This window comes from Kitasatospora sp. NPDC056181 (assembly GCF_042266225.1).
Classification (GTDB): Bacteria; Actinomycetota; Actinomycetes; order Streptomycetales; family Streptomycetaceae; genus Kitasatospora.
Map to the genome: position 1 here is coordinate 77,563 of NZ_JBHJUK010000022.1, position 8,349 is coordinate 85,911.

Below are 8,349 nucleotides of genomic sequence, written 5' to 3' on the forward strand. Positions count from 1 at the left end.
CGCCGGACCGGACCGGGCCGCCGCCGCCCGTCCCGGTCCGGCGGTCGGCCGTCGGTCTGCCCTTAGGGGCAGTCACGGCCGGGCCTGTTTTGTCGGACGACCCCCCATCCGGGATATTGGATCTTGGTCCCGCCGGGATCTGATCTTCCAGGTGACGAGATGTCAGGGTGGTTTCTGATGGCACGGGTTGGAATCCTGCGTTCGCTGGCCGTGGCCGCGGCCGGTGTGGTGGTCGTGGCCACGGGAGCGACGGGTGCGGTGGCGGCGCCGGCGGCGGCGACCGCGGCAGTGCCGGACACCGCCGGGGTGCGTGCGGCGCTGCAGGCCGCGGTGAACGCGGGAGCGCCGGGTGCGTTCGCGGTGATCAGGGATCACGGCGCGGCCGAGGGCAAGGTCTCGCTGACGGTCGGCAAGGCCGATCTGGACGGGACGCCGATGAACGCCGACTGGCGGTTCCGGGTCGGCAGCAACAGCAAGATGTTCACCGCGGTGCTGGTCATGCAGCTCGTCGAGCAGGGCAGGATCGACCTGGACAAGCCGCTGCGCGACTACCTCCCGGCCGGCACGCTGCCCGAGGGCTGGACGATGACCGGCCGCCAGGTGATGGAGCACCGCGCCGGCATCTACGACCACACCAACGACCTCCTGGAGCAGGCCGGGGAGGAGACCACCAGCGCCTTCGAGGCGCGCATCCGCCACAACGTCTACGACCCCGCGAAGCTGGTGTCGATGTCGGTCGCGCACGGTGTGCAGTACACGCCGGGATCGCGCTACTCGTACTCGAACACCGACTTCGTGCTGATGGGCCTGGCGGTGGAGCACATCACCGGCCGCCCGTACGCCGACGTGCTGCGCGACGAGGTCATCGACCCGTTGGCCCTGAGCCGGACGTCCTTCGAGGTGCCGGCGGAGGGGATCGAGGGGCGGCACGTCACCGGCTACCTGACCAACGACGACCGCTCCAAGCCGCTGCTGGACTCCACCGAGCAGACCGGCTCCTGGGTATGGAGCGCCGGCGCGGTCGTGTCCTCCGCCCGTGACATGGACCGCTTCCTCACCACGCTGATGGCCGGCAGCGCCGGCGGGCTGGTCTCGGACGACTCGCTGAAGCAGATGACCAGCGTGCTGCCCACCCCCACCGCCAAGGTCAGCTACGGGCTGGGGCTGCGGCAGATCGCGCTGTCCTGCGGCAACGTGTTCGGCCACGGCGGGATCGTCCAGGGCTTCCAGACCCAGTCGTTCACGACCCCGGACGGCCGCCGCAGTGTCGTCGTCTTCGCCAACGCCTCCAACAACGGCACCGTGACCCAGGGCCTGATGAACGCGCTGGAGCCCGCCTTCTGCGGCAAGCAGCCCGCCCCCGCCGCCGCGCCCCGCACGCTGACCTCGCAGGGGGCCGACGACGGGCGGCAGGGCGGCGCGGCGCCCCGCGACCTCGTCCCCGTCGTGGAGGACACCCGCATCTGACCCGCCGGGCCCGGTCGGCCGTGCAGGGCCGGCCGGGCCTGACCGGTCGCCCCTGCCCGGCCGGGCCGATCCGGGCTGATCGCCGGGCACGACCCGCCGGGTACGGCCCGACCCGGCTCACGGCGGTGGCACGCGGGGCGGGAGTACGCCCCGCGCGCCACGGCCGGCCGGTGCTGTCGACGGCCGGTCCGACGGATCGTCGCCGCCACCGCCGGACGGCACTACCGCGGCACTACTGCGGCACTACCGCGGGCCCAGCGGTGCCGACCACACCAACCGGGTGCCGCCGTCCTCGCCCGCCCGGAGCTCGAAGTCGCCGCCCGCCCTCTCCGCCCGCTCGGCGAGGTTGCGCAGGCCGCTGCGCCGCCCGCCCTCCGGCACCCCGACCCCGTCGTCCGTGACGGTGAGCCGCACCCGGTCGTCGGCCACCCGGAGGTCCACCTCGACCCGGCCCGCCCGGGCGTGCCGGGCCGCGTTGCTGAGCGCCTCACCGAGGACGGCCAGCACGTGGTCGGCCAGTTCCTGCGGCACGTCGGTGTCGAGCAGCCCCTCCATGGCGAGCCGCGGCGCGAAGCCCAGCGTCGTCCGTGCCTCGCCGACGATCCGGGTCGCGTGGGCCCGCAGGCCCCGGTCCGGCTCGTTGTGGGCGCGCAGCCCGAAGATGGTCGAGCGGATGATCTTGATCGTCTCGTCCAGGTCGGCGACCGCCCGGCCGACCCGGTCCGCCGCGCCCGGGCTCTCGATCAGCCGGCCCGCGCTCTGCAGGGTCATTCCGGTGGCGAAGAGCCGCTGGATGGCCAGGTCGTGCAAGTCCCGGGCGATCCGGTCGCGGTCCTCCAGCAGCGCCAACTGCTCGGCGTCACGCCGTCGTTCGGCCAGCTCCAGGGCGAGCGCGGCCTGGTCGGCGAAGCCCAGCAGCGGGCCCGTCTCCTCCGCCGTGAACGGTGGCCGCCCGATCGCCCGGGCCAGCAGCAGCACTCCCCGGCCGAACCCCGCGCCGGTACCCAGCGGCACCGCCACCGCCGGCCCGAGGCCGTCGAACCGCCCGGGCGGCCCGGCCGGGAACCGGGCGTCGCCGGCCAGCCCGTCACTGGTCACCGGCGAGCCGCAGGCGTACGCGGCGCCGGAGAGCGTGCCGTCCACCGGCACCGTCACCCCGAGCCGGACGCCCGGGTCGCCGCCCAGCGCCACCTCCACCGTCAGCTCCTCGGCCCGCTCGTCGGGCCCGGCCACGGCGACCGAGACGTCGGCCAGCTCGGCCCCGGCGATCTCCCGCGCCCGGCTGGCGATCAGCTCCACCACCTCCAGCCGCGGCGCGCCCGACAGCAGGCTGCGGGTGATCTCCGCGCTCGCCCGGAGCCAGCGCTGGCGCCGCTGCGCCTCCTCGTACAGGCGGGCGTTGTCGATGGCCACCCCGGCCGCGACCGCGAGCGTGGCGATGACCGCCTCGTCGTCGGCGTCGAAGTCCAGCCCGCCGCGCTTGTCGGTGAGGTACAGGTTGCCGAACACCTCGCCGCGCACCCGCACCGGCACCCCGAGGAAGGTGTGCATCGGCGGGTGGTTGGCCGGGAAGCCGACGGACGCCGGGTGCTCGGACAGCACCGGGCAGCGCAGCGGCTGCGGGTGGCTGATCAGCTCGCCCAGGATGCCGCGCCCCGACGGCAGCGGCCCGATCGCCGTGATCTCCTCCGGCGTCAGACCGACCGTCAGGAACTGCGAGAGCGTGTGCCCGTCCGAGCCGATCACACCGAGCGCGGCGTAGCGGGCGTCGACCAGGTCGGCGGCGGCCTCGACGATCCGGTGCAGCGCCTGGGCGAGGTCCAGCTCCCGGCCGACCGCCAGCACCGCCTCCAGCAGGCTGTGCACCCGGTCCCGGGTGCCGCGTGCCGCGTCGATCCGCCACTGGAGCTCCTCCAGCAGCTCGTCGAGGCGCAGCTGCGGCATCCGCGCGGCGCCGCCGTCCGCCCTGCCGGTCCCCGGGGTACGGCCGGTGTCCGGGTTGCGGCCGGTGCGCGGGGTGTGGCCGGTGTCCGGGGTGTGGCCGGTGTCCGGGGGTTGGCCGGTGCTCCGGGCAGGGCCGGTGCCGTCGGCTGCGGGGCAGCCGGGCCCCGCCGGAGCGCCGGTGTCCGTCCGCGTGCCGTCCGTGTCCGCCCGCGTACCGTCCGCGCCGCCCACCGGCGTCCTCCTCGTCACTCTGCCCCGTTGGTGTCCGGACTGCCCCCGGGTCGCCCGACCAGGAGGATTGTCGGATTCACGGTAGTGCCCGTGCCCACCCGGCCGGTAGGGCGGGGTACGCCCGGCGAGCCGCTGCCGCCCGCGCCGCACGGGACCAACGACCCTGCCGCCGGGGGCCCTGCGGCACTGGGCCGCACCCCGCCCCGGCGGCCAGAGTAGAGGTGTCGGACGGTGCGTCAGGACGCGCCGCCCGGCCCTGGTGGCCCGCAGCGGAAGGAATCCCCTCATGACGCCCCCCGTTCTGGTCGGAGTCGACGGCTCGTCCGAGAGCACCGCAGCCGCCCACTGGGCTGCCGAGGAGGCGGTCCGCCGCGGCGCCCCGCTGCGCCTGGTGCACGCCTGGCCGTGGCTGACCGACGGCCGGTCCGCCTTCGTCGAGGAGGACTCGCCGCCCGCCGTCGCCCGGCGGATGCTGGACGACACCGCGGCGGCCGTGCGCGACCGCCACCCCGGCCTGTCCGTGAACACCGACGTGATCCTCGACGCCGCGGTGGACGGCCTGGTGGGCGCCGCCGGGAACGCCGGTCTGCTGGTGCTCGGCTCGCGCGGCCTCGGCGGCTTCGCCGAGCTGCTGGTCGGTTCGGTCAGCATGGCGACCGCCGCCCGCAGTGCCGCGCCGGTGGTGCTGGTCCGGCCGGTGCGGGAGCGCCCCGAGAGGGTGCCCGGCGAGTGCGGGGAGGTCCTCGTCGGCATCGACACCCAGGATCCGGACGACTCCGTGCTCGCCTTCGCCTTCCGGGAGGCCGGACTGCGCGGCGCCAGGCTCCGGGCCGTCCACGGCTGGGACCTGCCGCCGGCGTTCGCAACCGTGGGCTTCATCCCGTCGCAGGCCGACCTGGGCGAGATCGAGGCGCTGGAGGCCAAGGGACTCGCCCTCGCCCTCGCCGGGTGGCGCGAGCGTCACCCCGAGACGGAGGTGGTCGAGGAGGTGCGGCTCGGCGCCGCCCGCGCGCTGGTCGAGGCCTCCGCGACGGCCGACCTGGTAGTGGTCGGCCGGCGGCGCCGTCCGCACGACCTGGGCGCGAGGCTCGGCCGGGTGGCGCATGCGGTGATCCACCACGCGTACGCGCCGGTGGCGGTGGTCCCGCACGACTGAGCGGACCGCCGGGTCCCCGGCGCCCACGGCTGAGCGGCCGGGCCTCGTGAGGGGCCCGGCCGCTCAGCCGTGCTCTGCTGCCCGGCCGTCTTCGGCCACCCGGGGGGCTCGGGCTACCCGGGCGTGCCCGGCCGGTGGGCCGCTGTGCCCGTCCCGCCCAGGCGCTGTGCCCGCCCCCGGCTCAGCCGCTGCGCCTGCCGCCCGGCGGGACGACCTCGGCCCGCACCTTCAGGTCGGGGCTGTGACGGAAGCTCAGGGTGAACTCCACCCACTGCCCGGCCCGCAGTGCCGGCGGACTGGTGATCATCAGGTCCGCGTCCTCCGGTGACATCGCCAGCTCGCCGCGCTCCGGCACCGGCAGCGCCGCGACCGGCTCCCAGCGGCCGGACGCGCCCTGGTGCCGGTGTCGCTTGAGTGTGATGCGCCCGCCGAACTCCCAGCTGGCACCGGTCAGTTCGTCGGGCACATCGCCCGGGTTGCGAATCGTGAAGAACGCCGCGGTGGCGGTCGATCCGCCGGCCGTCGGCAGCAGCAGCCACCCCGGTCCGGCCTCCACCGGGTGCTGCCGCCCGGCGCCTCCGGCCGCCGTCCAGCCGGAGAGCAGCGCCAGCGCCACCCCGGCCGCCGCGACCGGCGGTCCGACCGCCCGGATCCGCTCCGACGCCCGGACCCGCTCCGACGCCCGGCCGGACAACAGCGCCCTCACCGGCCCGCCCCCGGCCGCCGCCCGTGCCCGGCCCTGCCACCAGGACCCCGGGCGCCCGAGCGACCCTGGCTACCCGAGCGACCCGGCCCGCCCGAGCCACCCCGGCCACCCCGCCCCGGCTGCCAGGTGCGCAGCCGCAGGCTGTTCCCCACCACCAGCAGCGAGCTGAGCGACATCGCCACCGCCGCCAGCATCGGGTTCAGCACGCCGACCGCCGCCAGCGGGATCAGCACCACGTTGTACCCGAACGCCCACAGCAGGTTGACCCGGATCGTGGCCAGGGTCCGTCGGGCCAGCCGCACGGCGTCCACCACCGCCTCGATGTCGCCGCGGACCAGGGTCAGCCCGGCGGCGCCGATCGCGGCGTCACTGCCGGAGGCCAGCGCCACCCCGAGGTCGGCGGAGGCGAGTGCGACCGCGTCGTTGACGCCGTCACCGACCACCGCCGTCGTCCGCCCCGCGGCCCTCAGCCCGGCGACCACCTCGGCCTTGCGCTCGGGCGAGGCCGAGGCGTGCACCTGCTCGATGCCCAGCTCGCCGGCGACCGCCCGGGCCGCGCCGGGGCCGTCCCCGGTCAGCAGGACCGGCTCCAGGCCCATCCCGCGCAGCCGGTGGACCGCCCGCCAGCTGCCGGAGCGCAGGGTGTCGCCGACTGCGAGGACGGCGACCGGCCGTCCGTCCAGCTCCGCCACCACGGGCGTCCGCCCGGCCTCCCCGGCGCGCGCCAGTGCCTGGGCCAGCGCGGCCGGCAGCGGCGCCGTGGCGTCGTCCGGCCGGAGCACCCGCACCAGCCGGCCCTCGACCGTGCCGGACACCCCGACTCCGGCGGTGGCCGTGAAACCGGCCACCGCCGGGAGGGGCCCGGAGCCGCACCGGTCCCGGGCCGCCCCCACGACGGCCCTCCCGATGGGGTGCTCCGAACGGTGCTCGACGGCTCCCACCAGCCGCAGCACCTGGTCCTCGTCCACCCCGGGCACGGCGGTCAGTTCGGCGAGCTCCATCCGTCCGGTGGTCAGCGTGCCGGTCTTGTCCAGTACCACGGTGTCGATTTTGCGCAGGCTCTCCAACACCTCCGGGCCACGGACCAGGACGCCCAGTTCGGCGCCCCGCCCGGTCGCCGCCAGCAGCGCGGTCGGCGTGGCCAGGCCCAGCGCGCACGGGCAGGCCACCACCAGGACGGCGACCGCCGCCGTCACCGCCGCCTGGGGGTCGGTCCCCGCGCCGAGCCAGAAGCCCAGCACGCAGACCGCCACCGCCAGCACGCAGGGCACGAACACCCCGGCCACCGCGTCCGCCAGCCGCTGCGCCCGGGCCTTGCCCGCCTGGGCGTCCGCGACCAGCGCGGTGATCCGGGCCAGCTGGGTGTCGGCGCCGACCGCGGTCGCCCGGACCACCAGCGCGCCGCCGACGTTGACCGTCGCGCCCGCCACCCTGTCCCCGGGGCCGACCTCCACGGGCACGCTCTCGCCGGTCAGCATGCTCAGGTCGAGCGCGGAGCCGCCCTCGACCACCACGCCGTCGGTGGCCACCCGATCGCCCGGCCGCACCACGAACTCCCGTCCGGGCAGGAGCTGTTCGATCGGCAGCAGTCGCTCCTCGCCGGACTCCGGGTCGCGGACGCACACCTCCTTCGCCCCCAGCTCGGCCAGCGCCCGCAGGGCCGAACCGCTGCGCCGTCGCACCCGGCCCTCCAGCAGCCGCCCGGCCAGCACGAAGAGCGGCACCCCGACGGCCGCCTCCAGGTAGACGTGCGCCGCGCCGCCGCCGTCCGCGGTCAGCGAGAACGGCATCCGCATGCCGATCGCCCCGGCCCCGCCGAACAGCAGCGCGTACGCGGACCAGCCGAACGACGCCACCACTCCCAGGCTGACCAGCGTGTCCATGGTCGCCGCGGCGTGCCGCAGCCCCTGCCACGCCCGCCGGTGGAACCCGGCCGAGCCCCACGTCACCACCGGCACCGCCAGCCCGAAGCAGACCCACTGCCAGGCCGGGAACTGCAGGGACGGCACCATTGACAGCACCACCACCGGGACGGCCAGCAGCGCCGTCACCAGCAGCCGCCACCGCTGCCCGGGCTCCTCCTCCCGGTCCGCCGGGGCCTGCCCGGCCACGGCCAACTCGGCGGTGTACCCGGCCCGTTCGACGGCCGCGACCAGCTCCTCGACGCCCACCCCGGCCGGGTGCAGCACGCGCGCCCGCCCGGTCGCCAGGTTGACGCCGGCCGTGACGCCCTCGATCCGCGCCAGCCGTTTCTCCACCCGGCCGACGCAGGCCGCACAGGTCATCCCGCCGACCGCGAGATCGGTGCTGACCAGCGCACCGGCCTCGGTGTCCGCGACCGCGCTCACCGGCCCGCCCCCATGTCGTGCCCGCTCATCCCGGGTTTCCCGCCGCCCCCGCTCCCGGGCGTCAGCCCCGGCGACACCGGCCCGGCCGCCCGCCCCACGGCGAAGGCGACCCCGAACACCACCACCAACAGCAGGGCGAACCCCGCCAACACACTCAACGGCCGGCCACCCGGCGACATCGCACTCACGCCCCACCAGTCGGCCCGCCACCTCCGTTGGTTCCCGTACGGTCGACATGGCCCTGGTCACACCGCCGGCCAAGGGTGTCCCGTACGGTCGCGCCGCGCGGCGGCTCCGCGCTCACCGCCCACTCGCCAATCCCGGCGATGCCGGTCCTCGCGTCGGGGGTCCACCCGCCGGCGTTGCTGTGGTGACGGCCCCGGACCAGGAGGTGCCGGCCCCTGGGGGGGGGGCCGGCCCCGGGGGGGGTGGCGTGGGTGGGGGGGGTCGATACGGGGGGCCGGGGGGGCGGGGCGGCGCCAAGACAACGAGGGCCC

At 76.5% G+C, this 8,349-nt stretch carries 5 protein-coding genes; 2 read left to right on the forward strand and 3 right to left on the reverse strand.

The window, feature by feature from the left end; translation table 11 throughout:
• Positions 1 to 177 precede the first annotated feature (177 nt).
• Positions 178 to 1,467 (forward strand): serine hydrolase domain-containing protein, encoded by a 1,290-nt coding sequence (locus tag ACFC1F_RS12055; protein ID WP_376157487.1) that lies wholly within the window; start codon positions 178 to 180, stop codon positions 1,465 to 1,467.
• Between the two features lie 243 nt (positions 1,468 to 1,710).
• Here ACFC1F_RS12055 and ACFC1F_RS12060 read toward each other — a convergent pair whose 3' ends face one another.
• Positions 1,711 to 3,411: a GAF domain-containing protein gene (locus ACFC1F_RS12060; RefSeq protein WP_376157492.1), complete on the reverse strand. Its 1,701-nt coding sequence runs from the start codon at positions 3,409 to 3,411 to the stop codon at positions 1,711 to 1,713.
• 517 nt (positions 3,412 to 3,928) lie between these two features.
• Here ACFC1F_RS12060 and ACFC1F_RS12065 point away from each other — a divergent pair.
• Positions 3,929 to 4,798 carry a universal stress protein gene (locus tag ACFC1F_RS12065; protein WP_376157488.1) on the forward strand — a complete coding sequence of 290 codons (870 nt, stop codon included), beginning with the start codon at positions 3,929 to 3,931 and terminating at the stop codon, positions 4,796 to 4,798.
• A 181-nt stretch (positions 4,799 to 4,979) separates the two neighbouring features.
• Here ACFC1F_RS12065 and ACFC1F_RS12070 read toward each other — a convergent pair whose 3' ends face one another.
• Positions 4,980 to 5,504 carry a copper chaperone PCu(A)C gene (locus ACFC1F_RS12070; RefSeq protein ID WP_376157489.1) on the reverse strand — a complete coding sequence of 175 codons (525 nt, stop codon included), beginning with the start codon at positions 5,502 to 5,504 and terminating at the stop codon, positions 4,980 to 4,982.
• The gene (locus ACFC1F_RS12075; protein WP_376157490.1) at positions 5,501 to 7,852 is read right to left on the reverse strand and encodes a heavy metal translocating P-type ATPase; all 2,352 of its coding nucleotides are present in this window, start codon (positions 7,850 to 7,852) and stop codon (positions 5,501 to 5,503) included. Before ACFC1F_RS12075 ends, ACFC1F_RS12070 begins: the two co-directional genes overlap by 4 nt.
• Between the last annotated feature and the right edge of the window lie 497 nt (positions 7,853 to 8,349).